Raw genomic sequence first — 26155 nt, 5'->3', positions numbered from 1 at the left:
AATCAGGACAAGGCAACGAAGCCGCAGACAGTACAGATAGTACGGCAAGGCGAGGCAACGCCGTACTGGTTTAAAGTTAATCCACTATATTTTCCACAAAACCGATGGCAAGCGGATGGTAGATTAAATTTGAGTCAGAACAGCAACACAATCAGCCGATCATTTTCAGGTTTGGGCAACATCAGTCTGGTTCAAATTTAATCTACTATATTTCTTATTAAAAATCAGGAACTAAAACCATGCTTTCAGGAATCCCCATCCCGAAGGACGCCGTCCGTCCGCCCGAAACCGTGCTCGTCAACATTACGCCGCAGGAAACGCGCGTGGCGGTGTTGGAAGAAAACAATATCTGCGAGCTGCACATCGAACGCAACAGCGGCCATAGTCTGGTCGGCAATATTTATCTGGGCATGGTGCGCCGCGTGCTGCCCGGCATGCAGAGTGCGTTCATCGACATCGGTTTGGAGCGTGCGGCGTTTCTGCACATCGTCGATGTCCTCGAACAACGCCGTAACCCCGAAGAAACCCAGCGCATCGAGCATATGTTGTTTGAAGGGCAGTCGGTTTTGGTGCAGGTCATCAAAGACCCGATTAACACCAAAGGCGCGCGCCTTTCCACTCAAATCTCGCTGGCCGGGCGTTTCCTCGTCCACCTTCCGCAGGAAGACCACATCGGCATTTCCCAGCGCATCGAAGACGATGCCGAACGCAACAGCCTGCGCGAACGCCTGACTAATCTATTGCCCGAAGACGCGTGCCACGGCTACATCATCCGCACCAACGCCGAAAACGCCACCGACGAGCAGCTTCTATCCGATATCCACTACCTGACCAAAGTGTGGGAACACATTCAAGAACAAGCGAAAACCCAGCCGCCGGAAACCCTGCTGTATCAGGATTTGCCTTTGAGCCTGCGCGTGTTGCGCGATATGTTCAGCCTCGACACGCAAAAAATCCTGGTCGATTCAACCGAAAACCACCGCCGCATGACCCGTTTCGCCGAGCAATACGTCCACGGCGCATTGGGCAAGATAGAGCTGTTTAAAGGCGAACGCCCGCTGTTTGAAACCCACAACGTCGAACAGGAAATCAGCCGCGCCCTACAACCGCGCGTCAACCTCAACTTCGGCAGCTACCTGATCATCGAGTCCACCGAAGCCATGACCACGATAGACGTGAACACCGGCGGCTTCGTCGGCGCGCGCAACTTCGACGAAACTATCTTCCGCACCAACCTCGAAGCCTGCCACACCATCGCCCGCGAATTACGGTTGCGCAACCTTGGCGGCATCATCATCATCGACTTCATCGACATGGCGCAGGAAGCGCACCGCGAAGCCGTGTTGCAAGAACTTGCCAAAGCCCTCGCCTTCGACCGCACCCGCGTCACCCTCAACGGCTTCACCAGCTTAGGTTTAGTCGAGCTGACGCGCAAACGTTCGCGCGAAAACCTCAGCCAAATCCTCTGCGAACCCTGCCCGTCCTGTCAAGGCAGGGGTCGTCTGAAAACGCCGCAGACCATTTGCTACGAAATCCAGCGCGAAATCGTCCGCGAAGCCCGCCGTTACGACGTGCAGTCCTTCCGCATCCTCGCCGCGCCCAACGTCATCGACCTCTTCCTCGACGAAGAATCGCAATCGCTGGCGATGCTCATCGACTTTATCGGCAAACCGATTTCGCTGGCAGTCGAAACCGCCTACACGCAGGAACAGTACGATATTGTGTTGCTGTAAAGACAAAAGGTCGTCTGAAAACTGAACTGCACCCCAAAAGTTGGACATCCCCTCCAACTCACAAGGTGCAGTTTTTTTATGAGCAAATATACATTACACTTCAAATACCAAGCCGTACTCCACTATCTGCATATACGCAGCCAACAGCGTACCGCAGACCACTACGGCATTTCCCGAACCCACCTGAGACGATGGATACGCGCCTATCAAGAAGGCGGTATCGGCGCACTCGAACATCCCCAATCCAAAACCATGCCCCAACATCGAAAAAACCCCTTCATCGCAGATAAACCCGACCAAGAAAAAACACAGGCAGAGCTTATCGAAGAGTTGTGCTATATGCGCGCAGAGGTCGCCTACCTAAAGGAGTTAAAAGCCCTCAGCCAAAAGCAGACCGAAAAGGACAAAGCCAAACCGTCCAAACACTGAGGGCGCAACACCCGCTCAAATACCTACTGCACATCGCAAACCTGCCCAAAAGCAGCTTTTACTACCATCACCAAGACCGACCCGATCCCGACGAAGCCGACAAAGCCCTCCTTGTCGAAACCTACCGGCGGCATAAAGGACGCTACGGACAAAGGCGCATTGCCGCAGCATTGGGTTGGAACCGCAAAAAAGCGGCGCGGTTAATGAAGCAGTTGGAACTGAAAGCCCTCATACGGGCGAAAAAAGCCTACCGCCATCCCGCTATGGGCGAAATATCGGAAAACCTCCTCAAACGCCGGTTCAAAGCCCGAAAGCCCAACGAAAAATGGCTGACCGACGTTACCGAACTCAAAGGAAAAGACGGCAAATTGTACCTCTCGCCAATCTTGGACTTGTTCAACCGGGAAATCGTCGCCTACGCCATGAGCCGCAATGCCAACAGCGAAATGGTGAAGGAAATGCTCGAAAAAGCCGCACCCCGTCTGACTGATAAAGGAACGATGCTGCATTCGGACCAAGGTGTGCTGTACCGTACGGCGGGGTATAGGGAATTGCTTGCGGAGCATTCCATGGTTCAAAGCATGTCGCGAAAGGCGAACTGTTGGGACAATGCGCCGATGGAAAGCTTCTTTGCGGTGTTGAAGACGGAGTGTTTCTATAACGCAGGTGAATTGACGGTAGATGAATTGATGAAGCAGATAGATGACTATATGGATTACTACAACCGGGAGCGTTGCAGTTTGAAATTGAAAAAGCTGAGTCCTGTCGCATACAGAACCCAGCTTGCACAGAGCGCCTGAATAGGCTTTTATGAGTGTCCAAGATTTGGGGGCCAGTTCAAACGGAATCGTGGTTTTCAGACGACCTTTTGGCAAAATCGGCAGACTATTCAAGTGCAGTATTCCTTTAGAAGAAAATGTCCACCATACCCGGCAGAACCCACGCCGAAGGAAACCCAATCAAGTACGGAAAAGCAACAAAAGGTCGTCTGAAAACCAGCCGCCCCTTTCAGACGACCTCCCGCTAAACCCCTCCTAATTTTCCCCTGCTATCCTTCCCGCTGATTAAGGAGAACACCATGCGCGTATTGCTTGCAGAAGACGACAACATGATTGCACAAGCCGTAGCCGCCAACCTCAAAGACAGCGGCTATGCCGTCGATTGGGTCAAAAACGGCAGCCAAGTTTCTACCGCCCTTCAGGCGCAGAACTATGATTTGCTGCTGCTCGACCTCGGACTGCCCGGCAAAGACGGGTTGGACGTCCTCACCCAAATCCGACACGAAGGCAGCAAAACCCCCGTCCTCATCGTTACCGCCCGCGACGACCTCCACAGCCGCCTCAACGGACTGGACGGCGGCGCCGACGACTACATCGTCAAACCCTTCGACATGGCGGAGCTGCAAGCCCGTATGCGCGCCGTCCTGCGCCGCCACAGCGGCCACAGCCAAACCCTGCTGACCAACGGCGCGCTCACCCTCAACCCCGCCACCTACCAAGTCGAAGTCAAAGGACAAGACAAACTCGTCCTCCTGAGCAACAAAGAATTTGCCGTCCTCCAAGCCCTGATGATGCGTCCCGGCATCATCCTCTCCCGCAGCGACCTTGAAGACAAAATCTACGGCTGGGGCGAAGAAGTCGAGAGCAACGCCGTTGATTTCCTCATCCACGCCATACGCAAAAAGCTCGGCAAAGAACACATCCAAAACGTACGCGGCGTAGGCTGGCTGGTCGCCAAAGAGGTCGTCTGAAACCCCAATCCGCGCATCCATACCCGCCCATGCCATAATCAATATAGTGGATTAACTTTAAATCAGGACAAGGCGACGAAGCCGCAGACAGTACAGATAGTACGGAACCGATTCACTTGGTGCTTCAGCACCTTAGAGAATCGTTCTCTTTGAGCTAAGGCGAGGCAACGCCGTACTGGTTTAAAGTTAATCAACTATAGCAAAACCTAAAACAGCCCCACCAAACACACTATGCATCACTTTATCCAGACCCTCAAACAATCCCTGCAAGTCCGTATCAGCATCGCCCTGATACTGATGTTCCTGCCTTTGTCCATCATCGCAGGCGCATTCTCCTATTACCAAACCTACCATGAAGCCGAAGAGCTTCAGGACGACCTGTTGCGCCAAACCGCCGCCTACATCAACCCCAAAACCACCGACTACACACAAATAGGCAGCGAAAACCACATCCTTATCCAAACCTTCGGACAAGAAGACACCGTCCCTTTGTCCGACACACTCGGCGAAGGATTCCACACCATCAAAGGCAGCGTTGATGACGACGACGACGATGACGACGACGAATACCGCGCCTACATCCGCCAAACCCCGCAAGGCAAAATCGCCGTACTCCAAGAAACCGAATACCGCGACGACCTCGCAGCCACCGCCGCCTACCAAAGCGTCCTCCCGCTGCTCATCGCCCTGCCCCTCATGATCCTGCTGACCGTATGGATCACCTACCGCGCCATGCGCCCCGTCAAAACCCTTTCCGCCTCACTCGGCAAACGCCGTTCAGACGACCTCTCGCCGCTGGACGGAGAAGGCGTGCCCAGCGAAATACAAGGCTTCGTTACCGCCATCAACCAACTGCTGCAACGCACAGGCGAAAACATCCGCCGCCAGCAACGCTTCATCGCCGATGCCGCCCACGAACTGCGCAGCCCACTGACCGCCCTCTCCCTTCAGGCAGAACGGCTCACCAAGCTGCCCCAATCGGACGAAGCCCGCGAACAGACCGGACTCATCCTCCAAAGCATACAGCGCAACCGCCACCTGCTCGAGCAGCTCCTGACCCACGCCCGCGCCCAAGGCTCCGAAACCCAACGCAACCTGACCGACATCAGCCTGCAAGCCCAGTTCCGCCGTGTGTTGCAAGAACTCATGCCCCTCGCCCTCAACAAACAGCAAGACATCGGCGTCGCCGTTGAAAACGACCTCCGCATCCGTGCCGACGACACCGAAATCTACACCCTCATCAAAACCTTCACCGACAACGCCATCCGCTACACCCCCGCAGGCGGCCGCATTGACATAGGTTTCAGCGAGACCCCGACCACCCTCACCATCTGGGTGGAAGACGACGGCCCCGGTATCCCCGCCGCCGAACGCAGCCGCGTAACCGACGCCTTCTACCGCATACTCGGCACGGAACAGCAAGGCACCGGACTCGGACTCTCCATCGCCGATGCCATCGCCAAACGCTACGGCGGCAAACTCATCCTCGCCGACAGCCGCAACTTCGCCCACGGCCTGCTGATACAGGCGGAACTCAACAAGCAACTGCTGCAAGCAGACTAAACAAAACAAAAAGGTCGTCTGAAATCCGTTTTCAGACGACCTTCCTTATTTTCCAAGCCGAATCAAGGCATCAACATACCGCCGTTGACGTGCAGCGTTTGACCGGTAATGTATTTTGCTTGGTCGGAAGCGAGGAACAATACCGCATCGGCAATGTCCTGCGCTTCGCCGAATTTGCCCAGCGAAGTTTGCGCTTCGAAGGTTTTTTGGGTTTCTTCAGGCAGGGCGCGGGTCATATCGGTGTCGATAAAGCCTGGGGCGACGCAGTTGACGGTAATGCCGCGGCTGCCGACTTCGCGCGCCATGGATTTGGAGAAACCGATCAAGCCTGCTTTTGCCGCGGCATAGTTGGTCTGACCGGCATTGCCCATCACGCCGACGACGGATGTGATGTTGATGATGCGACCGGCGCGCTGCTTCATCATGCCGCGCAATACGGCTTTAGAGGCGCGGAACACGGATTTGAGGTTAACCTGCATGATGTCGTCCCACTCTTCTTCTTTCATACGCATCAGGAGGTTGTCGCGGGTGATGCCGGCGTTGTTGACCAGAATGTCCAGCTTGCCGAACGCTTTTTCGATGTCGGCAATCAGGTTTTCGATGGTTTCGGGTTCGGCGGAATTCAATGCACGGCCTTCGCCGCCCCATTGCGCCAGACGCTCGCTAATCGCCGCCGCGCCGCTTTCGCTGGTCGCCGTACCGATGACCTTGGCACCTGCCGCCGCCAGCGTGTCGGCAATCGCCGCGCCAATACCGCGCGATGCGCCTGTTACCAATGCGATTTTGCCGCTTAAATCTTGTGTACTCATGTTTACTTCCTTGTTTCGAGAATAGAGTCTGTTTATTTCAGACGACCTTATAGCATAAATAGTGTGATGAATCTAATTTTTGAGGCCGTCTGAAACAAAATAAGAAGCCTCCGTATTGTCATTCCCGCGTAGGCGGGAATCCCGATCTTAATCTTTCAGAGATGTTTAGAGATTACCGTAATCTCAAATCTCTGGATTCCCGCCTGCACGGGAATGACGGTGCTGGAATTGCCTATTTCAATCTGCTATATCGGCAAATTTCAGACGACCTCTCCGTTTATTCGGGCAGAGTTATTTTTTGATGGGGCGGTATGTCTAGAATATAGCGCAACCAGTTGCTGAAACTGTATTTTTGGTAGATTTCGGGCGACAGTTCGCAGTAGGGTTTGGCGACAAATTCTGCCAAACCGTCCAAACTTTTACCATCCCAAACGAAGATGTTGTCGGGGTGGTAGAAATCGTATTTTTTGATTTCGGCGTTGGTGGTAATCAGTTTTTTGCGGTAACCGAGGGCTTCGAAGGGGCGGAACGAGAGGCCGTTGTGAACGGGTGTTTTGAAATCTATCAGGATTTTTGCCTGTTTGGCGGCTTCGATGTTGTCGGCGAAACTTCTAATGCCGATGAAGACTTTGATGTTTTCCGTAGGATAAAAACGGCGGAGGGTATCGACGTCGGTATTCAAACAGCCGATATTGAAGTCAAGCTTCCAGCCCAGCGTTTCGGCCGCTTTGCCGAACGCGGAAATAATCGGGGCGCGGTCGGGTATATGCCAGCCGATGAAATAGAAATCGTTGGGCGGGTTTTCGGGCAGGTTGACATCGTGGTCGAAATAGAAGTTGGTGGTCGGCAGGAAGGGATGTTTCGGATTTCGCATATCGGCGGGATCAAAAACGTAAATACGGTCGAACCGGTCGGCGCAATCCCAAATGGCGGGGAAACGGTCGATGCCGTCCCATTGGTAGTTGACTATATTGCCGGGACGGGTATGGCGTTTAATCATATCCAGAAACTCGGGCGAGTAAATATCGCCGCGGATAAACAGGGCATAATCCGCCTTGCCGTGCGCTGCCAGTTTATTTTCGACGTCTCGGATCAATTGGGCGGATTTAAAGTCTTTTTTGGCGTTTTTGTCCCGCAGCACCAGTTGTCTGAATTTGACTTTCAGACGACTGGAAAGGGAAGGATAGCGGAAATTCAGGTTGTCCATGACGACGCTGACGACGTTGAAGCCGTGATGATTTAAGGCGGCTTCGATGACGCGGTAGATTTGGTTGTCGGCAGGCATCCCCAAGATAATCGTTTTTTGTTCGGTCGGCATGGTGTCTGTTTATGCTTTGTCTGATATGTCGAGGATTCGGCGAACCCAGTTGCCGAAGGCGTATTTGTTTTTTATTTCTTCGGAAACGGGATGGTAAGGTCGTCTGAAAAAGTCTTCCAATCCATCAAGGCTTTCTCCGTTCCAAATGAAGATGTTGTCGGGATGGTAGAAGTCGCATTCCGCTACGGCCTGATTGGTGGTAATCAGTTTTTTGTCGAAACACAGGGCGTCGAATACGCGGAAAGACAGGCCGTAATTTTCAAATTGGACAAAATCGACGATTGCCAGGCAGTTTTTGACCTTTTGCAGGTTTTGCTCGAAGCTCAGGATGCTTTGTCTGTCCAAATAGGTAATGCCGTCGTTGCCGAAAATTTTGCTTGCGCGGTCGTCTTTGCAGTAGATGTGGAAATCCAAAGACAGCCCCAGTCTGCGTGCTTCATCGAGAAAAACGGAGGTTTGATGTTCTCTTCGTTCTTCATAACCTCCTAAAAAATAAAGACCTTCCACCCTCCCCTCTCTTTCAATCGGGAAATCGAAATAGAAATTGGTGGTTGCTTTAAAATGATATTGGGGGTATTTCTCCACATCGTTTTTATTGAACACCCAGCAGCAGTCGAAATAAGGCAAATATTCGATGATGTCGGGAAAACGGTCGATACCGTCATATTGATAGTTAACGCATATCTTGCTGTGCTCTCGGATAGCGGCGATGATTTCTTTGGGATAAATATTGGCGCGGAGGCAGAGGGCATAGTCTGCTTTGCCGCCTTCCAAGGAAGCCAGTTTTTCGGTTATCTGCTTGCGGTAGCGGGAATATTTCAGTTTTTTCTTGTAATCGCCGTCTTTTTTAATGTGTTTATGATACAAACCGAGAATACGGCAGCCTATGTGCGGATAGTATGAGTCCCTGTCGTCGTAACAGAGATTGATGATATTGAAGCCGTGGAAGCGCAGGTTTTTCTCTATGCACTTGTCCAACCCGTACATATAGGGAACGGCTAGGATGATGGTTTTATTCATGATTTAGGTGTGGTGTGGTTAATTGTAGGTGCTTTAATGCAGTGAAAATTAGTTTCGATAAGTCAACACCGTACGGGATTAAGTTCATTCGCTGTCATTTTCAGACGACCCTTTGCTGCCATCGAAAGGGTCGTCTGAAAACATCAATCTGCTTGGTTCGACAGTATTTCTTGATATAGGCCTGCCAATTCGTCTTTTTGTTCCGCAAAAGTCCGAATATGGCTTTTCGGCAGTTCAATGACTGCGCCGTCGTCCATTGCTTGATAGCGTTCGCAAACTTCGGCAATGGCGCGGCTCAATTCTTCCACGCCGCTGTCAAACGGAATGACCGTGCCGTTTTCGCCGTCGATAATGTCTTCGGACACACCGCCTGCATCCGTGGCGATTACCCAAACATCACGCAACACTGCTTCCCTGACCGTCAAACCGAAACTTTCTTTCCATTGGGTCGGGAACAGCAAAACATCGATTTCCGAGAAGAAATAGTCGATGGTGTCTTGGCTGTAAGCAGGTTCGATACGGAAGCGTTCCACGCCGTCGAAATCGCTATCAAAGAACGAACGTGCGCCGACGTTGAGCATATTGTCCACGACAACCAGTTCGGTATTGGGGAAACGGTATTTCCTGAAAGCTTCCAAAATCAGATGAACGCCTTTGATTTTGGTTTTTCCGCCGACATAGCCGAAGCGGATAACGTCTTTTTTCCGTTTGGATATTTGACCCAAGGGGCGGGTAACACCGTTTTTGTTGACGAGGACGTTCCTGCCCAAGGTTTTTTCATGCAGTTCGGCAAAATATTTGCTGGGCGCAAGCAACATATCGATTTTTGCCAAGGCGCGGGCTATGGTTTTGCTCCGTTCGTCTTCGGTATTCCATTGCTCGCGGAAGACTTCATTTTCGTCAAGCATGAACTGGTTCGGACAAATCCACCATGCGTCATGCAGGGTAACGAGGGTTTTGACACCAGCTTCCCGACAAATATCGACCATACCGACGCCCATGCTTTGAATGCAGTGGATATGAGCGATGTCGGGCTGTACGAGTTCGATGATGTCTTTGACAGCTGCATCAAAACGCGGGTTTTCGTGGGCGGCTGCATCTTCTGAAGGAACGGCAACGCCAAACACGGTCACTTTGCCGTATTCATAACGGATAACGCTGTACGGCGGCAGCCAGCTCTTCATCGGCAAAGTCGTTACCGCATATATTTCGTAGGCTTCTTCATCGGCAAGCAGTTTGTTCAGTTGCTCGGCAACGATGGTCGCCCCACCAAACGATTGCGGATGATAATAAACATTAAACGATAAGACTTTGGTTTTCCCTTTTGCTGCAGATTCAAAACGGACGGCGGATGCAAGCTGCGTGCTGCCGATGGCTTGCGGGCTGTATGTTTCCGTGACCGTACGGTATGCCGCCTGCGCCATACTGTCGCGCAACTCGGAATTTTGAATCAGGGTGTCGAACGCTTCATGCCATTGCTGTTCGTTGTCTGCCAGAAAGCCGTTTTCGCCGTTAACAATCACATCGGCGAAAGCCGCCCTTGGCGAACATATGGACGCCACTTTGGTAATCGATGCTTCAAGGTATTTGATGTTGCTCTTGGCATCGTTGAAAACGAAGTTTTCCAAAGGCGCGATGCTGATGTCGCATTCGGACAAATAAGTCAGGTATTCCGTATAGTTGCAAAATGGGATGCGCTCGATTTGGCTTTGTACTTCATCGAAATATTCGGGCAGCTCCAAATAGCCGATGATCCTGAACCTGACATTCGGATTTTCTTTCAATATGTTGGCAAGTGCGGGAGCGGCTTCCAAAAAGTCGATGTTGTGCGTTTTGGTGCCCGACCCGTAAATAATCCGAATCAAACCGTCTTCTTGTTTTTTCAGACGACCCTCAATGCTGCGTGCCGCTGCCAGCGTTTCATCATCCAACGCGTTTTCAACCACATAAATGGTTTCCAAACCTGCTTCCTTCATGGCTTTTGCCAGCCCGGAAGTCGAAGCGATGCCTTCGTTGCACGCCAACATGGCTTGCCGGTAAAGTTTCGCGCCGTTGATTACGCCTTCTTTTTCAGCCGGTTCAAGCGAGTTGATGGTGCTGCTGGTTTTCAGGACATCTTCGTCAAAAATCAAATCATCAACATCCCATAATGTTTTGATGTTCAGACGACGGCATTCCGCAATTAAATCCATTACGCTGTCAAAACCGGGAACGCGGTAGAAAATCACCAAACTTGCCAAAGAAATCTGTTTCTTGGCTTCGTTGCTGTCCGTCCATGAAGTCACGGAACAAGGAATACCCAGCTCTTCAAGCATTTCCTGCTTTTGGATAACGCGGTATTTTTTGCATTGCGGAATACTAAGTTCGGCAATGATGGCAACTTTAGGCGCAAGCGTGTCGGCAGCGTGTTTGGTCAGCCGATGGATAAACGTTTGCGGAATTGAGTCTGCCTGAATCGAATGCTCAAAAGCCGATGCAGAACTGACGGCTTTCAATATCTGTTTCACGCTTTTAATCGAATGGGTTTGCTTGTAATGGCGGCGTAAAAACTGATATGCCTTGCCGATACTGCCCTTCTCGCGTACCAAAAAACGGAAGCCTTTGCGGTAGCGGTTGGCAGAGCTGATGGCCTGTTCGGTTTTAACGAAAGGCTTGAATACCTTAACCGTCCACAACCCTTTGTATTTTGCCAATCTCCGGTTTTCTTTATGAATACTTTGCTCCAGCGATTGCTTTTCCTGCTGCAAGGTATCAATTTGTTTTTTCAGCAGTTTGATTTGTTTTTCTTGTTCTTCTAATTGCTCTTCTACGGTACTGTTACGCAACAGCATTTCAATTTGCTGTTGCAGAAATTCAGTCTGTTCGACAGACAGTTCGGTTTGTTGCAGCAGTTTTGCCATTACATGCTGTAATTCTTGGTTTTGATTTTGCATATTGGTATTGTCTTCTCGCAATTGAAGGTTTAATTCTGATAAAGATTGGATTTGTTGTTCTAATAAGGATATTTTTTGAATACAGTCGGAATATCCCAAATGATATTGCATAAACAGAACGCGGTTTTTTTCGTAGACTTTTTGCCAGTCTTCGCGGTTTAAATCAGGATTTTGTTCCAAGCGGTTAATCAGCGATGACCCGTCACGGCGTTTGCGGTAGCGGAACAATACTTCCGGAATACGGATAACGGTTCCGCCGTTGCTTAAGAGGCGTATCCAAAGATCCCAATCTTCATGTGTTGTCAGGTTTTCATCAAACCCACCCAAAGAGACGAAATCCTCGGCACGATGCATAGAAATGATAGGGATACGGTTCCCCTTCAACAGACTTTCCAAACCGTCATAATCCGGCAGATTCCATAAGCCTTCTTGCGCATCGAAATATTCCGCCAACGGATACACCAGCTTGCAGTCGGGATTGTTTTCCAAAACCGTGACGCATTTTTCGATGTAATCCGGCAGGATGAGGTCGTCTGAATCGAGAAACAGGAAGTATTTGCCCCCCGCCAGCCGCGCGGCATGGTTTCGGGCGGCAGCAACGCCTTGATTGTTTTGTACGGCGTAACGTATTGCGGGCTTGTCCGCCAGAAACCCCTTCAAATAATCGGCGTGTTCCGGGTCGGAGCCGTCGTCAACAATGATGATTTCAAAATTCTGATGGCTTTGGCTAAGGACGGACTGGATGGTTTCTACAATGTATTCCTTACAGTTGTAGTAAGGAATCATCACGGAGACGGTGGGGGACTGGGCTTGACGATTCATGCGGATAGTTCCTTTCTGTCTGTTCGGCAGCCTTCCTTGTCTTGCGATTCGGTGTTTTCAGACGACCTTTTAGACAAATCGTCCTTCAACTGACCGACGGGTCGTCTGAAAATCAACCTGCTGCCTGCTTTGGCATATTACGCAGCATGGCATAGTAACCGTTTTGCGCCATCAGCTCACCATGCGTGCCTTGTTCGACAATATGGCCTTCATCCATAACAATAATGCGGTCGGCTTGTTCGACAGTGGTCAGTCGGTGGGCGACGATGATGCTGGTGCGGTTTTCCATCAGGCGTTCGAGGGCTTGCTGCACAAGGCGTTCGGATTCGTTGTCCAGCGCGCTGGTGGCTTCATCCAAAAGCAGGATGGGGGCGTCTTTCAGAATGGCGCGAGCGATGGCGACACGTTGACGCTGACCGCCGGAGAGCTGATTGCCGTTTGCACCTATCTGTTGGTTCAAACCATGCGGCGAGCTTTCAACCAAATCTTGCAAATTCGCGGCTTTGAGGGCTGCCAATACTTCTTCTTCAGTGGCATCGGGACGGCTGTAACGGACGTTTTCCCAAAGCGTGCCTTCAAACAAAAAGACATCTTGCGAAACAAGGGCGAACTGGGAGCGCAGGTTGTCGAGTTTGATGTCTTCGATATTTACATCATCCAAATAAACCGCGCCCGAGCTCGGTTCGACGAAACGCGGAAGCAGGTTGACGGCAGTAGATTTACCGCTGCCTGAGCGGCCGACCAGGGCTACGCGTTCGCCTTTGCGGATATCGAGATTAAAGCTGTCCAAGGCTTTTTTACCGTCTGTGTGGTAGCGGACATCGACGTTATCAAATTTCAGACGACCTTCGACATTGGTCAGGATTTTTGTACCGTTATCTTTTTCAGGCTCGGTATCGAGGAATTGGCAAACGGCATCAGAAGCAATAAACATGGTCTGCATGGGGATGCTGATGTTCGCCAAGTTTTTAATCGGACTGAGCATTTGCAGCATGGCAACGATAAACGCCATAAATTCGCCGATGGTGGTATGTCCTTGTTGGCTCTGCCAAAGGGCGATAAAGATGACAATAGCCAAAGCAAACGACGCAATCAGTTCGCTGAATGGAGAACGCGCGGCAGTGGCTTGGGTGATTTTTTTACCGAGACGGACGATGGTGTCATTGACAGCGGTGAAGCGTTCGGCAGCCTGACGTTGGCCGCCGAAGAGTTTGACTACACGATGTCCTTGATGGACTTCGTTGACGACATTGTTCATGGTACCGATACTGAGTTGCGCTCCCGCAATAATGTCTTTCAGACGATTACGGTAATAGCGGGACAACAAAGACAGCAGCGGGAACATCAGGGCGACGACCAAGCTGAGCTGCCAGTTCAAATAAAGCAGGACGCAGACCAAACCGATGACAATCATGGTGTCGCGGGTCAGCACGATAAATACATTGCTGGCGTTGCTGATGGATTGTTCCGCCATTTGCACCATATTCATCAAAACCGTACCGGACGGGGTTTCCTGATGGAATTTGGAAGAAAGTTGCAGCATCTTGGCAAACATATCGCGGCGCAGATGGCTGATTGCCATAACGGAGACCCAAGTCAGCAGATATGTGCTGACATAGCGGCTGATGCCTCGAATGATGACCAAAAAGATAAAAAATACCGGCACGACCCAGACTTTATTGGGCGTCCCCCAAATCAGGTAAGTAAATTGGTCTTTCCAATTTTGCAGCGTGGCGACGATGCCGCCTGCGGTATTGAGTTCGGGCGGCGCGGAAGGCGGGGCGAAGCCTTGGTTGACCAAGGGTGCAATGAAGGCGGCGAGGTAGCTTTCGGTGGCGGCAACGCCGAAGATAGCAATTAAAGCAAAGATGATGCGTGTTTTATAAGGGCGGATATAAGCCATCAAGCGCATGAAGCTGCGCGAATCTTCTTGGGTAAACAGGCCGAAGGTCAGTTTTTCTATCATTGGCTCGGTGTTCCGGAATGATGCAGATTGAATGTTTTGTCAATCTATCGGATTGGTAAAGCTTATGATTATATCGCAACGAAGATGCTGACGCGACGAAATTGCTGTTTTTAAATGAATAACAATTTTTATTTCTGTAAAGTTTTTTCAGACGACCTTAAATGTTCAAAATAAATTGATAGTGAACTGGAATGTATAGTGGATTAACTTTAAATCAGGACAAGGCGACGAAGCCGCAGACAGTACAGACAGTACGGCAAGGCGAGGCAACGCCGTACTGGTTTAAAGTTAATCCACTATAAAACATCCCCCTGTTGCTATTCCCTCCCCTATCCGAACACAACCGACAGACATTAAAAAACGACCTTTCATTAAGAAAGGTCGTCTGAAACATAACAAGCGGCAAACTTAATGCGCTTCGATAAAGGCAGCAACTTGTTCGGAATTGGTCAAAGCGCTGCACACGGCTTCTTTGTTGATACGTTTTGCCAAACCTGCCAACACTTTGCCCGGTCCGCATTCGGCGGATTCGGCAATGCCTTCAGCAACCAGCGCATTGACGGTTTCCGTCCAGCGCACAGGGCTGTAAAGTTGGCGGACAAGCGCGTCTTTGATTTTCTCTGCATCGTCGTAAGCGGCAACATCGGCATTATGGATGACGCGGATTTGCGGTTGTTTGATTTCAACGGTTTTGAGCGCTTCGGCAAGTTTTTCCGCAGCAGGCTTCATCAGGCTGCAATGTGAAGGAACGGATACAGGCAGCGGCAGCGCGCGTTTGGCTCCCGCTTCTTTGGCGGCGTTCATGGCGCGCTCGACGGCGGCGGCATTGCCCGCGATCACGACTTGTCCGGGCGAATTGAAGTTGACGGCTTCGACCACTTCGCCTTGCGCGGCTTCTGCACAAATGGCTTTAACCTGTTCATCTTCCAAGCCGAGGATTGCCGCCATCGCACCTACGCCCTGCGGCACGGCAGACTGCATCAGTTCGGCGCGCAGGCGGACGAGTTTGACTGCATCCGCAAAATCCAATGCACCGGCGGCAACGAGTGCAGTGTATTCGCCGAGGCTGTGGCCGGCAACGACGGCAGGCGTTTTGCCGCCCGCTTCAAGATAAGCACGGTAAACGGCAACACCGGCAGCCAGCATAATGGGCTGCGTATTCACGGTCTGCCCGATGAGGTCGGCGTCCGTACCGTTAATCATCACCCACAAATCTTGACCCAATACGGCGGAAGCTTCGTCGAAGGTGTTTTTTACGACCGATTGTCCTGCGAAACCGTCCATCATATTGAGGCTTTGCGAACCCTGACCGGGGAAGAAAAATGCAAAAGACATGATATTCCTTTGTTTCAGTTTAGTTTTTCAGAAAATTCGTCAGAGGATTATCGGCGTAATGTATCAGCAGGGCATAGGTAATGGCAACATTTATTGCCACTGTCAGCCAGAAAATCTGAACAAAAGGAACTTTCTTGGTTTTGTGGCGGAACGCGGCGCGCGCAACCAATGCACCGGGCCAGCCGCCCAGCAGGCTGAATGCGTGCAGTTTATTTTCTGGGATACGGTTTTGGTATTCGTTTTTACGTCTGATTTTGCGCGCGGACTCCATCGCCGTCTGCTTGTCCTGTTGATAGAGGATGAAGGCGGCGATACTGATAAGGACGTAAATGAAAAACAGTTTATTGGAAAGCACGGCGACAACGGTCAGGAAAACGACGGCGATGACGCTGTTGATCAGGAGTGCCTGCATATCGATATTGAGCCTGTTGTAGTCGGGTGGCAATTCGTCAAACAGGAATGCTTCGTCGCCCAGTCGGACAACCTTGACGGCTTGTTGGCGGTTGCCTTCCATCGGGCGGTTGCAGTAGAAACTGACGCGCTGCCCTGTTTGCGGACGGCAGGTATTGTAATGGTACGCGCTGATGTGGAAGAAAATATTTTGGGATTCGTCGCCGAAACGGATAAAGCCGTAGCCTTTGGCATCATCCCATGTGGTAATCGTACCGCTCATAACCTGATTGGGTGGCAGCAGATTTCTTTGGGCGGATTTCGGAGCGGGATAGCGGGTTTCAGCAACCAACGGCTGCTCAATTTTGACTTCAACTTTAGGACCGTGTTCCGGACGGAAAAAGTGTACGGTTTGACCTTGCGCTTTTTGGGCGGGCGCAGCGTGTATCGATTCAGGCTCGGGTTCGGACTCAGGCGTACTGCGGATAACGGCATTGACCAGTAGCCATTGTCCGTTGGGATGGCGGCGGAGCGTGCCTTCAAGGCGGTCGCCCGCCCTAGGCGTACGGGTTTGGTCGGCAAGAAACTGTCCCAGCACAAAGACCGGCTGCCCTTCATTTGAAACATCCATTCCATAACCACCATTCTTCGACCAATCCCAGTCGGTCAGCGTAATGACCGCGCTGTCATTGTTTTTATAACCCGGATTGACGCGCTCGACACCCCTTGCGACGGCGCGGTTGTTTTCCGTTTCTATTTGAAAGCTGACACGGTGTCCGGTTTCAGGTTCTTGATAATCGGGGTGGAGGGATTGGCGGTTGGCAAAGATGCGTTGCGAAGACTCGTCGCAAATAATGGAGCCGCGGCTCATTTCCCCGAACCAATGGGCGATTGTCCCGTAATGTTTATTATGGTTCATTTTATTTTTATATTAAGGAAAAAATGTATTGGATAATAACCAGCTTTCCAATTATACCGATTTATCATAATTTATGCAGAATTTAACCATAATGAATAAAAGGTCGTCTGAAACGGTGTCGGTTTGAAGCAACTACACGTTTTCAGACAACCTTTTTTGCGTGAAAAGAATTAGGAGGTATCTACAAGCATTGAGTTGTGCATTTGAAAAATAAATTGACGCATACAAAAAGCTTCCCCCCTCCCTGTTTCAATGTAATTAAATGAAAAACTCCCTCTTAACCCCCTATCAAAAAACTGACCAAAGTCTAAAATAACTTCTTGAAAAATTATAAAAAACATAAGAGAATGAACATCTTCGCACCCGAAGAAAATCTTTACATTATCCTTTACATTGTCCATAAACGAGCTTAGGGAAATATCATGACATACCTATCACGCGCCTTCTCTTTGTCTATCCTCGCAGTCGCACTTGCCGCCTGTGGCAGCAGCGGTGGAGACTCTCCCTCAACCCAAGCAGCAAATAACGCCAAGCCGCAAACGCCTGCAACCACACCGGCCGCAGATCAATCAGGTGGCAGCAGCGGCGATTCACCTACAACCCAAGCAGCAGACAACACCAAACCGCAAACGCCTGCAACCCAACCGCCAACAGACCAGACAGCAGGCAACGCTCCCAAAGAGCCGAAGCTGACGCTGGCAACCATGCCGGATAAAAGTGCCAAGCGGATTTACGAACTGCCTTACTCGACAGTTACAGGCATTACGCAAACGAAGCTGCAAGCTAACGGCTACACTGGAGAGGTTACAGATATCCAAATCAGCGGCACCCCGACACTTGAGTCAGCCTTGCCTAAAATGGGCAAGGTGGTTTATCACGGCGATGCTTTTAACGATCGAACCGATCCTGTAGAAGGTACTATTGGCTACGGCACAAGTCCCGGTTCTTTGGAATACACCATAGATTTCGACGAACGTACCGGCCATGGAAAAATTTCCTCGCTTCAATTAGATTTTGGAGACATCATGCTGAGACAGGGCAAGCTCGAAAAAATCAATCTGGACGGACAGGAAGTCATGGGTGTACGAAGCAATGTCGATGTTGCCAGGTCGGGCGATCCTTATAATCCGGACTATATACCGGCAGGCAATTACGAATTGGGCATCTTTGGTCCGAATGCCGACTCGATTGCAGGTAAACTCAAATCGTTTTTCAATATCGGTTTCGGTGGTACGCGGGACGGTAAATAAATACTTTGTACGAAGCAGGAAAATCATATGGCAAATGCCATCTGTGTCTGATCGAACAGCGCATTTTTTGGACTTTCATAAGGTCTGAATGATGAAAGGTCGTATGAAAACCCAAAGCATCAGGTTTTCAGACGACCTTTCATATTTTAAGCGGATATAGGGCTGGTCATCTTCTTTTGATATGACACTTGCCGTCTGCCTTCCCACACAGGCAGGAATTCATCGGTAAGCTCAAGAAATCTTTGTTTGAAAAGAAATTGCTGCAATTCAAAATTGGATTCCCGCCTGCGCGGGAATAACGACATAGATAACCCCTGCTTGAATTCACTATACGGACACGCATCCATCAAAAAGGTCGTCTGAAACCGCTCCGGCGCAGTTTCAGACGACCTTTTAAGTTTCAAACGGACAAAAAATCAGTATTTCACCAATACCGCGCCCCAAGCGAAGCCGCCGCCTATGCCTTCGAGCAGCAGGTTTTGTCCGCGCTTGATTTGACCGTTTTGAATGCCGACATCAAGCGCGAGCGGGATGGAAGCGGCGGATGTGTTGCCGTGTTCCTGTACCGTCAAGATAACTTTGTCCATACTCAAACCCAAGTGTTTGGCGGTGGCGTCGATGATGCGTTTGTTGGCTTGGTGCGGCACGAGCCAGTCGATTTGATCGGGGGTATAACCTGCTTCGCTGATGACTTCGTCGGCGATTTTTGCGAGCATTTTGACCGCGAATTTAAACACGCCCGGCCCGTCCATCGTAATGTAGGGCGAGCCGCAAACTTGTCCGTTGGCGATTTGACCGGGTACGTTGAGCAGGTCGAGGTAGTTGCCGTCTGCTTTGAGTTTGCTGTGGATGATGCCCGCTTCGTCGGACGCGCCCAACACTACCGCGCCTGCGCCATCACCAAACAAAACGCAGGTCGTGCGGTCGTTCCAATCCACGATGCGGCTGAACGTTTCCGCGCCGATGACCAAAGCCTTTTTCGCCATGCTGCTTTTAATGTAGGCGTTGGCAGTGGACAGGGCGTACATAAAGCCCGCGCAGACCGCCTGTACGTCAAATGCGGGGCAGCCGTTTGCTATGCCGAGCTTTTGCTGGACGATGGTCGCGGTGGACGGGAACTGCATATCGGGGGTGGCGGTCGCCACGATAATCAAATCGATTTCATCGGCAGCGACACCCGCTGCAACCAGCGCGCGGCGTGATGCTTCGGCGGCGAGGTCGCTGGTTTTTTCGGCTTCGTCTGCAATATGGCGGAACTTGATACCGGTACGGGCGGTAATCCACTCGTCGGACGTATCGACTTTTTTCGCCAAATCGTCGTTGCTGACGCGGTTGGCGGGAAGATAGCTGCCGGTACCTAAAATTTTGGCGTATTGCATGTGAAGGCCTTTGAGCGTTGATTCGGATAATCGGCTATTGTAAGCGAAAACGGATGAATTGCCCAACGCCGCGAGGGCGTAAAACAGGTAAAGCGGGCAACGGCTTGAAAAACAAATATAAGCATATGATTTCAATAAAACTTACTTTTCAAACCATCTAAAAATTTACGTTTCCATATCCCGTTTTCAGACGACCTCGGTTACACAAAATCCCCCCAAAGCGTCTGCATCGCCGCAATCGCCGCCAGAGAAGCGGTTTCCGTCCGCAACACCCGTTTGCCCAGCGTTACCGACTGGAATCCCGCATCAAACGCCATTCTCTCCTCCTCGTCCGTCCAGCCGCCTTCCGGCCCCACCATAAAAATCAGGTCGTCTGAAAACGGCTTGACGGCACGCAAACTTTGGGCGCGGTTCAAACTCATCAACAGCTTGGTTGTTTCAGACGACATCTGTTTCAAAGCCTCGCGGTAAGGCAGCAGCGGCCGCACCTCCGGCACGATATTCCTGCCGCTTTGTTCGCAGGCAGACACCACAATTTCCTGCCAACGCGCCACCCGTTTATCCGCCCGCTCGCCACTCAGGCGCACGACGCAGCGTTCGCTGATTACCGGCTGAATAGCCACCACGCCCAGCTCCACGCTTTTCTGCAAAGTAAAATCCATACGTTCGCCACTCGATACCGACTGCACCAGCGTGATTTTCAGTGGCGACTCATTGTCCGCCTCCTCCTCGCGCAACACTTCCGCGCAGGCACGGCGTTTCTCCAAAACATCCAAGCGCGCGGGATACGCCTTGCCGTTGCCGTTAAACAAAACGACCTCCTCCCCGCAGCGCACGCGCAAAACATTTAAATGACGCACAACATTATCAGGCAGTTCAACGACTTGCCCCGCATATAAAGCATCAGGCAGATAAAATCTGGACATGGTTCTTCAAGTGAAAACGGATATAATAACGCGATTATACGATTTCGCACCCCAACCGCAAAAACAAGGACAAAAAGTGTTACACCGATTGCAAAAAGTCGTCCGGCACATCGCGCAAACCGAAGTCATGCCGCGCTTCCTGAATACCCCGTCGCACCGCAAAGAAGACGGCTCCATGCTCAGCGAAGCCGACCTTGCCGCCCAAACCGCCTTCGCCGCCGCCCTGCCCTTGTTGATCGACAGCCCCATGCTCGGCGAAGAAATGAGCGTTCAAGAACAAACCACCCTTTGGAAACTGCATGCGCATACCGACGGGCTGTGGGTCGTCGACCCCATAGACGGCACCAACAACTTCGTCAACGGACTGCCCCATTTCGCCGTTTCCGTCGCCTTCGTCAAAAACGGCCGCGCCGAACTCGGCATCATCTACAACCCCGTCAGCGGCGAATGTTTCTACGCCGAACGCGGCAAAGGCGCATATCTCAACGGCACACCACTGCCCCTGCGCACCGTCGACAAAAAACTCAGCGAAGCCATCGCAGGCGTTGAAATCAAATACCTGCGTTCCGGCAAACTCACCAGCCGCATGAGCACGCTCGCCCCCTTCGGCACCATCCGAAGCATGGGCAGCAGCACGCTCGACTGGTGCTACCTCGCCAGCGGACGCTACGACGTTTACGTCCACGGCGGACAAAAACTGTGGGACTACGCCGCCGGCGCGCTGATTTTCGAAGAAGCAGGCGGCAACCTGTCCACTTTGGAAGGCGACGACTTTTGGAGCGGCGAACACGTTTTCAAACGTTCCGTCATCGCCGCCCTGCAACCCACCCTGTTCGAGCGTTGGGAAAAATGGATACGGGAGAACCAATAAACCCGTTTTAACAAATACAGCGGCAGATTGAACAAAGCAAAGATAGAAATCATGAAAAGGTTTTTCAGACGACTTTTTTCAGACGACCCTATTTGAATTATCTACCCATTTCGAAACAATCAAACCGATGAGCAGACCTTCCGTTATTTTCATTGATGTGGACGACACCCTCGTCCGAAGCGTAGGCAGTACACGCATTCCCATGCCCGAAGTCATCCGCCAAGTTCGCCGCCTGCATGAAAACGGGCATATGCTTTACCTTTGGAGCAGCGGAGGAGCCAACTACGCCCGTCGCAGCGCAGAAGAATTGGGCATATCGGAATGTTTCCAAGCATTTTTACCCAAACCGAGTGCCTATATCGATGATCAAGCGGTACACGAATGGCGGTTTTGCACCCACTTCCTTCCTATTAACAGCGGGCAAATCGACGGATAACTGCAAAGCGATATTTTGCCCGATGGAATTTAAATATATTCAATTAAAAACAAAATAGTACAATACTCAACTTTGAAGGTCTAACCATGGCATACTCTGCGGACTTAAGAAACAAAGCTTTAAACTATTACGAACAATGCAAAAATATCAGCCAAACCGCAGCAACGTTTAACTTGTCAAGAAACACGCTTTACCTGTGGATTCGCCTTAAAAAACAAACAGGCAGCCTAAAACATCAAGTTACCGGTCTAAATGCCGTCAAATTGGATAGGCAAAAACTGGCTCAATATGTTGGGCAACACCCGGATGCCTATCTGCATGAAATCGCCAAACATTTTGATTGTACGGCAGCCGCCGTTTGCTATGCACTCAAACAGATGGGGATGACGCGCAAAAAAAGACCACCACTTACAAAGAACAAGACCCGGCCAAAGTAACGCATTATTTGACACAGCTGGCCGAATTTTCTGACTACCAACGTGTTTATTTGGATGAAACAGGATTTGACCGCTACCTGTTCCGTCCCTATGCCCGCAGCCTGAGAGGGCAAATAGTGAAAGCGCAGATAAGTGGAAAAAGATACCGACGCTTATCTCTGGTGTCCGCACAAGTCGGCAACCGGCTGATTGCTCCGATGGTTTATCAAAATACGATGACCAGAGTCTTTTTTGAAGCGTGGTTTCAGCAATGCCTACTGCCCGCATTGACTCAAAAATCGGTGATTATTTTAGATAATGCGCGATTTCACCGTATGGGTGTCTTACGGGAAATGGCGGAAAAATGGGGACATAAGGTATTGCCTCTTGCACCTTATTCACCTGAGCTCAACCCGATTGAGAAGGTGTGGGCGAATATTAAGCGGTATCTGCGAACCGTATTGTCTGATTACGCCCGATTTGACGATGCGCTACTGTCCTATTTTGATTTTAATTGACTATATAGTGGATTAACTTTAAACCAGTACGGCGTTGCCTCGCCTTGCTGTACTGGTTTAAAGTTAATCCACTATATTATCGCCCCCGCTCATCGCGAACGGGACAAATCAACAAATCTCCACTTCCAAATCCAAGCGTTGTGCCGTTACCTGTACTGCTTCGATATCATCCAGCCAAAAAATCGCAAACAGGTAACCATCATCACCGGTCGGTACGTCACACAACACCAAACCATCCCTCTCCAATGCCGCTTGTACATAAGGAAACAGTTCTTCACTATAAGTCTCTTCGGGATATTCCCATTCCCATTCTTCCCAACCTAATAGATTCCGGACAATCGCTTCCATCTCTTCCGGTTCAAATTTCCAATCTGAATACCATGTTGCGCCATATCTTTCCAAGACGCAAAAGATGTCCGCCCACTCTTCCCCGTACCCCAAGTCCTCCATTGACTCTTCATTTTCATCTACACGGATATAAAAATTCTTAACCTGTTCCAGCTCCGCACCGGAACCATCGTCATTCTCCCCGGAAGGCCAACCCCTCTTCCGCAACGTAGCCCAAAGGCTTTCTTGAATCTGATAAACCCATTCGCCCCGCTGCAAAACAGCCAAATCGTCTTCCGTCACTTCCAACCATTTAAACAATGCCCACAAATCCGCTTTTTGTTCAGGCGTAGCAGGATAAAAAATTGCTTCGCTCATGTAGTGTTCCTAACATCAAAATACAAAAACAGGTCGTCTGAAAACGGTTAAACATTTTCAGACGACCTTTGCTTCAATCAAACTTGAATCAATGCCTAAAATGACGTACGCCCGTTACCACCATCGCAATATCGTGTTCGTCCGCCGCGTCGAAGACTTCCTGATCGCGCATCGAGCCTGCGGGGTGGATGATGGCTTTGATGCCTTGTTCGGCGATGACGTCCACGCCGTCGCGGAACGGGAAAAATGCGTCCGAAGCGGCACACGCGCCGTTTAAGTCCAAACCTGCGTCCTGCGCTTTGCGGGCGGCGATGCGGGTGCTGTCCACGCGGCTCATTTGGCCTGCGCCGATGCCGTAGGTTTGACCGCCTTTGCCGAAGACGATGGCGTTGGATTTGACGTATTTTGCGACGTTCCAAACAAACAGCAAATCGTTCCACTCCTGCTCGGTCGGTTGGCGTTTGGAGACGACTTTCAAATCGGCGCGGCTGATGCGGTGGATGTCGGGCGTTTGTACCAACAGTCCGCCGCCGACACGTTTGAGTTCAAAGCGGTTCGCGCCTGCTTCCAGAGGCACTTCTAACACGCGCACGTTTTTCTTGGCGGCGGCGATTTCGAGGGCTTCGGCGGTGAACTTCGGCGCCATGAGGACTTCCATAAACTGATTGTCGGTAATCTGTTTCACGGTTTCGCCGTCCACTTCGCGGTTGAAGGCGATGATGCCGCCGAACGCGCTGGTGGTGTCGGTGGCGTAGGCGAGTTTGTAGGCGGTCAATGTATCGGCTGCAACGGCGACGCCGCACGGATTGGCGTGTTTCACAATCACGCAGGCGGGCGCGTCGAAGGATTTGACGGCTTCCCATGCGGCATCGGCATCGGCGATGTTGTTGTACGACAATTCTTTGCCTTGCAGTTGTTTGTAGGCGGCGAGGCTGCCTGCGGCGGGGTACACATCGCGGTAGAACGCGGCGCGCTGGTGCGGGTTTTCGCCGTAGCGCATGTCTTGCACTTTAATCCAGCTTTGGTTGAACTGGCTGGGGAATTCGCCGATTTCGGGCTGTCCGCTCAAGACGTCGTCTGAAAGCGAAGTCAGGTAGTTGGAAATCATGCCGTCGTATTGGGCGGTGTGGCTGAACGCTTTGCGCGACAGGTTGAAGCGGGTTTTGTCGCTCAACGCGCCGCCGTTGGCTTCCATTTCGGCGGCAATGGCGGGGAAGTCGGCGGTGTCGGTAACGATGGCAACGTGTTTCCAGTTTTTCGCGGCGGAGCGCACCATGGTCGGGCCGCCGATGTCGATGTTTTCAATCGCATCTTCCAGCGTACAGTTTGGCTTGGCGATGGTGGCGGCGAAGGGGTAAAGGTTGACGCACACGAGGTCGATGTTGCCGATGCCGTGCTCTTCCATCTTGGCGACGTGTTCGCCCAAATCGCGCCGCCCCAAAATACCGCCGTGGATTTTCGGATGCAGCGTTTTCACGCGGCCGTCGAGCATTTCTGGGAAACCGGTGTAGTCGGCGACTTCAATCACGGGAACGCCCGCATCGGCAAGCAGCTTCGCCGTGCCGCCGGTGGAGAGGATTTCGACACCGAGTTTGTGCAGGGTTTGGGCAAATTCGACTGCGCCGTTTTTGTCGGACAGGCTGATCAGGGCGCGTTTGATGGAAGGCATGGGGATTCCTTTTAAACAGAGATTTATAACTGGAAACAAACACTTTCAGGGGCGGTATTATCCCCTAGTTTCGGCTTTTTAGCAGCAGTTTTCTGGAAAAATTGTTGACAATTTTTCGATAAAAAAGGTCGTCTGAAAACCGTGTTCATAAGTTTTCAGACGACTTTCGCATATCCAACTACTTAACATTTTTAAATAGTTTCAAAATTTCATACAGTTAAATCTTGCATACATTAACAAACAGCCATAGAATGCAAAATCGGTCGGATTGCATAATCTACCCTACAAAATCCAAATTCCGAGTTACCCAGGAGTAATCAAATATGTACAGAAAATTCCTCTGCATTTTCGCAACCGCGGCCTTGGCAGCCGGCTGTGCGACCGAGTCTTCCAAAACCATCGAAGCCGTCAAAGTCAGCAGCTACAATACCCCTTATCACGGTGCGCGCGCGCCTATTTCCATCGGTAGCTTCGACAACCGCTCCACTTACCAGCGCGGCGTATTTTCCGACGGTGAAGACCGTTTGGGCAGTCAGGCGAAAACCATTTTACTGACCCACCTGCAACAGACTAACCGTTTCAACGTACTCAACCGTACACAATTGAGCGCGCTGAAGCAGGAAGCAGGCATCGGCGGCAAAACACAAGCCCTTAAAGGTGCGGATTATGTGATTACCGGCGATGTAACCGAGTTTGGCCGCAAGGATGTCGGCGACCATCAGCTTTTCGGGATTTTAGGACGCGGCAAATCCCAAGTCGCCTATGCCAAAGTAGCGTTGAACGTCGTGGATGTACGCACTTCCGAAGTGGTTTATTCAGCGCAGGGCGCAGGGGAATTTTCATTGTCCAACCGCGAAGTCGTCGGCTTTGGCGGCACTGCGGGCTACGATGCGACGCTGAACGGCAAAGTATTGGACCTGGCCATCCGCGAAGCAGTCAATAATTTGGTTGCCGGCATCGAAAGCGGTGCTTGGACGCCTGCCCGCTGAAAGGTCGTC

23 protein-coding genes and 3 pseudogenes are annotated in these 26155 nt (G+C 51.1%); 13 read left to right on the top strand and 13 right to left on the bottom strand.

Going from position 1 to position 26155, the window contains the following annotated elements; translation table 11 throughout:
• Positions 1-239: 239 nt before the first annotated feature.
• Positions 240-1733 (top strand): ribonuclease G, encoded by a 1494-nt coding sequence (locus NM96_00220; protein ID AVR78009.1) that lies wholly within the window; start codon positions 240-242, stop codon positions 1731-1733.
• A 5-nt stretch (positions 1734-1738) separates the two neighbouring features.
• Here NM96_00220 and NM96_00215 read toward each other — a convergent pair.
• Positions 1739-1819: pseudogene (locus NM96_00215) on the bottom strand (bifunctional heptose 7-phosphate kinase/heptose 1-phosphate adenyltransferase).
• Between NM96_00215 and NM96_00210 the strand changes: the two are divergent.
• The 4 genes and pseudogenes from NM96_00210 to NM96_00195 all read left to right on the top strand — a co-directional run bounded on the left by NM96_00210 (position 1812) and on the right by NM96_00195 (position 3912).
• Positions 1812-2097, top strand: a pseudogene (locus tag NM96_00210) (helix-turn-helix domain-containing protein). The pseudogenes NM96_00215 and NM96_00210 overlap by 8 nt on opposite strands.
• Positions 2066-2962 (top strand): hypothetical protein, encoded by an 897-nt coding sequence (locus NM96_00205; GenBank protein ID AVR78008.1) that lies wholly within the window; start codon positions 2066-2068, stop codon positions 2960-2962. The pseudogene NM96_00210 and the gene NM96_00205 overlap by 32 nt, the downstream one beginning before the upstream one ends.
• Positions 2963-2972: 10 nt before the next feature.
• Positions 2973-3200 carry a hypothetical protein gene (locus NM96_00200; GenBank protein ID AVR78007.1) on the top strand — a complete coding sequence of 76 codons (228 nt, stop codon included), beginning with the start codon at positions 2973-2975 and terminating at the stop codon, positions 3198-3200.
• 40 nt (positions 3201-3240) lie between these two features.
• A complete protein-coding gene (locus tag NM96_00195; protein AVR78006.1) occupies positions 3241-3912 on the top strand; it encodes a DNA-binding response regulator in 672 nt (223 codons plus the stop codon).
• 60 nt (positions 3913-3972) lie between these two features.
• Here the strand turns inward: NM96_00195 and NM96_00190 are convergent.
• Positions 3973-4080: pseudogene (locus tag NM96_00190) on the bottom strand (IS5/IS1182 family transposase).
• Positions 4081-4143: 63 nt separating this feature from the next.
• Here NM96_00190 and NM96_00185 point away from each other — a divergent pair.
• Entirely contained in the window at positions 4144-5475 is a 1332-nt protein-coding gene (locus tag NM96_00185) for a two-component sensor histidine kinase (GenBank protein ID AVR78005.1), read from the top strand.
• A 62-nt stretch (positions 5476-5537) separates the two neighbouring features.
• Here NM96_00185 and fabG read toward each other — a convergent pair whose 3' ends face one another.
• A complete protein-coding gene (fabG, locus tag NM96_00180; GenBank protein AVR78004.1) occupies positions 5538-6284 on the bottom strand; it encodes a 3-oxoacyl-ACP reductase FabG in 747 nt (248 codons plus the stop codon).
• 89 nt (positions 6285-6373) lie between these two features.
• Between fabG and NM96_00175 the strand changes: the two genes are divergently transcribed.
• Entirely contained in the window at positions 6374-6586 is a 213-nt protein-coding gene (locus NM96_00175; protein ID AVR78003.1) for a hypothetical protein, read from the top strand.
• Here the strand turns inward: NM96_00175 and NM96_00170 are convergent.
• The 6 genes from NM96_00170 to NM96_00145 form a co-directional block, all read right to left on the bottom strand.
• Complete coding sequence (locus NM96_00170) at positions 6562-7602, bottom strand: hypothetical protein (protein AVR78002.1); 1041 nt, start codon at positions 7600-7602, stop codon at positions 6562-6564. The two genes, NM96_00175 and NM96_00170, sit on opposite strands and share 25 nt — an antisense overlap.
• A gap of 9 nt (positions 7603-7611) precedes the next feature.
• Positions 7612-8622, bottom strand: a complete 1011-nt coding sequence (locus tag NM96_00165; protein AVR78001.1) for a hypothetical protein — start codon at positions 8620-8622, stop codon at positions 7612-7614.
• Between the two features lie 143 nt (positions 8623-8765).
• Positions 8766-12377 carry a glycosyl transferase gene (locus NM96_00160; protein ID AVR78000.1) on the bottom strand — a complete coding sequence of 1204 codons (3612 nt, stop codon included), beginning with the start codon at positions 12375-12377 and terminating at the stop codon, positions 8766-8768.
• A 112-nt stretch (positions 12378-12489) separates the two neighbouring features.
• Positions 12490-14343 (bottom strand): lipid A export permease/ATP-binding protein MsbA, encoded by a 1854-nt coding sequence (msbA, locus tag NM96_00155; GenBank protein ID AVR77999.1) that lies wholly within the window; start codon positions 14341-14343, stop codon positions 12490-12492.
• Positions 14344-14751: 408 nt separating this feature from the next.
• Complete coding sequence (gene fabD / locus NM96_00150; GenBank protein ID AVR77998.1) at positions 14752-15678, bottom strand: [acyl-carrier-protein] S-malonyltransferase; 927 nt, start codon at positions 15676-15678, stop codon at positions 14752-14754.
• 19 nt (positions 15679-15697) lie between these two features.
• Positions 15698-16987 (bottom strand): DUF1294 domain-containing protein, encoded by a 1290-nt coding sequence (locus tag NM96_00145; protein AVR77997.1) that lies wholly within the window; start codon positions 16985-16987, stop codon positions 15698-15700.
• Between the two features lie 422 nt (positions 16988-17409).
• On the opposite strand from NM96_00145, the gene NM96_00140 reads away from it, so the two are divergent.
• Entirely contained in the window at positions 17410-18237 is an 828-nt protein-coding gene (locus tag NM96_00140; protein AVR77996.1) for a hypothetical protein, read from the top strand.
• A gap of 188 nt (positions 18238-18425) precedes the next feature.
• Entirely contained in the window at positions 18426-18536 is a 111-nt protein-coding gene (locus NM96_00135; GenBank protein AVR77995.1) for a pilS cassette, read from the top strand.
• A 117-nt stretch (positions 18537-18653) separates the two neighbouring features.
• Here the strand turns inward: NM96_00135 and NM96_00130 are convergent, their stop codons facing one another.
• Both NM96_00130 and NM96_00125 read right to left on the bottom strand, forming a co-directional pair.
• On the bottom strand, positions 18654-19616 hold the full coding sequence (locus NM96_00130; GenBank protein ID AVR77994.1) for a ketoacyl-ACP synthase III: 963 nt from the start codon (positions 19614-19616) through the stop codon (positions 18654-18656).
• A 200-nt stretch (positions 19617-19816) separates the two neighbouring features.
• A complete protein-coding gene (locus NM96_00125; protein ID AVR77993.1) occupies positions 19817-20542 on the bottom strand; it encodes a 16S rRNA (uracil(1498)-N(3))-methyltransferase in 726 nt (241 codons plus the stop codon).
• Between the two features lie 76 nt (positions 20543-20618).
• Here NM96_00125 and NM96_00120 point away from each other — a divergent pair, with 76 nt between their 5' ends.
• From NM96_00120 to NM96_00110, 3 genes are all read left to right on the top strand, one after another.
• Positions 20619-21413 carry an inositol monophosphatase family protein gene (locus NM96_00120; GenBank protein AVR80212.1) on the top strand — a complete coding sequence of 265 codons (795 nt, stop codon included), beginning with the start codon at positions 20619-20621 and terminating at the stop codon, positions 21411-21413.
• A gap of 127 nt (positions 21414-21540) precedes the next feature.
• Complete coding sequence (locus NM96_00115; protein AVR77992.1) at positions 21541-21849, top strand: DUF705 domain-containing protein; 309 nt, start codon at positions 21541-21543, stop codon at positions 21847-21849.
• An 86-nt stretch (positions 21850-21935) separates the two neighbouring features.
• Positions 21936-22783, top strand: a protein-coding gene (locus NM96_00110) for an IS630 family transposase (GenBank protein AVR77991.1) whose coding sequence is annotated in 2 segments (ribosomal slippage) — positions 21936-22251 and positions 22251-22783 — 849 coding nt in all. Because the reading frame shifts where the segments join, the coding sequence is not laid out codon by codon here.
• Positions 22784-22891: 108 nt separating this feature from the next.
• Here NM96_00110 and NM96_00105 read toward each other — a convergent pair.
• Positions 22892-23488 carry a hypothetical protein gene (locus NM96_00105; GenBank protein AVR77990.1) on the bottom strand — a complete coding sequence of 199 codons (597 nt, stop codon included), beginning with the start codon at positions 23486-23488 and terminating at the stop codon, positions 22892-22894.
• A gap of 88 nt (positions 23489-23576) precedes the next feature.
• A complete protein-coding gene (purH, locus tag NM96_00100) occupies positions 23577-25157 on the bottom strand; it encodes a bifunctional phosphoribosylaminoimidazolecarboxamide formyltransferase/inosine monophosphate cyclohydrolase (protein ID AVR77989.1) in 1581 nt (526 codons plus the stop codon).
• Positions 25158-25480: 323 nt separating this feature from the next.
• Here purH and NM96_00095 point away from each other — a divergent pair, with 323 nt between their 5' ends.
• Positions 25481-26146, top strand: a complete 666-nt coding sequence (locus NM96_00095; protein AVR77988.1) for a hypothetical protein — start codon at positions 25481-25483, stop codon at positions 26144-26146.
• The last annotated feature ends 9 nt before the right edge of the window (positions 26147-26155 follow it).

This window comes from Neisseria mucosa (genome assembly GCA_003028315.1).
Taxonomy (GTDB): Bacteria; Pseudomonadota; Gammaproteobacteria; order Burkholderiales; family Neisseriaceae; genus Neisseria; species Neisseria mucosa.
The sequence above is the reverse complement of the archived record's forward strand: the minus strand, read 5'-3'. Positions and strand labels throughout refer to the sequence as shown.

What these genes read in the sequence shown, in the direction of transcription:
- NM96_00220 (AVR78009.1), top strand. Translation starts at nt 240, where the DNA reads ATGCTTTCAGGAATCCCCATCCCGAAGGACGCCGTCCGTCCGCCCGAA.
- NM96_00200 (AVR78007.1), top strand. Translation starts at nt 2,973, where the DNA reads ATGAGTGTCCAAGATTTGGGGGCCAGTTCAAACGGAATCGTGGTTTTC.
- NM96_00195 (AVR78006.1), top strand. Translation starts at nt 3,241, where the DNA reads ATGCGCGTATTGCTTGCAGAAGACGACAACATGATTGCACAAGCCGTA.
- NM96_00185 (AVR78005.1), top strand. Translation starts at nt 4,144, where the DNA reads ATGCATCACTTTATCCAGACCCTCAAACAATCCCTGCAAGTCCGTATC.
- fabG (AVR78004.1), bottom strand. Translation starts at nt 6,284, where the DNA reads ATGAGTACACAAGATTTAAGCGGCAAAATCGCATTGGTAACAGGCGCA.
- NM96_00170 (AVR78002.1), bottom strand. Translation starts at nt 7,602, where the DNA reads ATGCCGACCGAACAAAAAACGATTATCTTGGGGATGCCTGCCGACAAC.
- NM96_00165 (AVR78001.1), bottom strand. Translation starts at nt 8,622, where the DNA reads ATGAATAAAACCATCATCCTAGCCGTTCCCTATATGTACGGGTTGGAC.
- NM96_00160 (AVR78000.1), bottom strand. Translation starts at nt 12,377, where the DNA reads ATGAATCGTCAAGCCCAGTCCCCCACCGTCTCCGTGATGATTCCTTAC.
- msbA (AVR77999.1), bottom strand. Translation starts at nt 14,343, where the DNA reads ATGATAGAAAAACTGACCTTCGGCCTGTTTACCCAAGAAGATTCGCGC.
- fabD (AVR77998.1), bottom strand. Translation starts at nt 15,678, where the DNA reads ATGTCTTTTGCATTTTTCTTCCCCGGTCAGGGTTCGCAAAGCCTCAAT.
- NM96_00145 (AVR77997.1), bottom strand. Translation starts at nt 16,987, where the DNA reads ATGAACCATAATAAACATTACGGGACAATCGCCCATTGGTTCGGGGAA.
- NM96_00140 (AVR77996.1), top strand. Translation starts at nt 17,410, where the DNA reads ATGACATACCTATCACGCGCCTTCTCTTTGTCTATCCTCGCAGTCGCA.
- NM96_00130 (AVR77994.1), bottom strand. Translation starts at nt 19,616, where the DNA reads ATGCAATACGCCAAAATTTTAGGTACCGGCAGCTATCTTCCCGCCAAC.
- NM96_00125 (AVR77993.1), bottom strand. Translation starts at nt 20,542, where the DNA reads ATGTCCAGATTTTATCTGCCTGATGCTTTATATGCGGGGCAAGTCGTT.
- NM96_00115 (AVR77992.1), top strand. Translation starts at nt 21,541, where the DNA reads ATGAGCAGACCTTCCGTTATTTTCATTGATGTGGACGACACCCTCGTC.
- NM96_00105 (AVR77990.1), bottom strand. Translation starts at nt 23,488, where the DNA reads ATGAGCGAAGCAATTTTTTATCCTGCTACGCCTGAACAAAAAGCGGAT.
- purH (AVR77989.1), bottom strand. Translation starts at nt 25,157, where the DNA reads ATGCCTTCCATCAAACGCGCCCTGATCAGCCTGTCCGACAAAAACGGC.
- NM96_00095 (AVR77988.1), top strand. Translation starts at nt 25,481, where the DNA reads ATGTACAGAAAATTCCTCTGCATTTTCGCAACCGCGGCCTTGGCAGCC.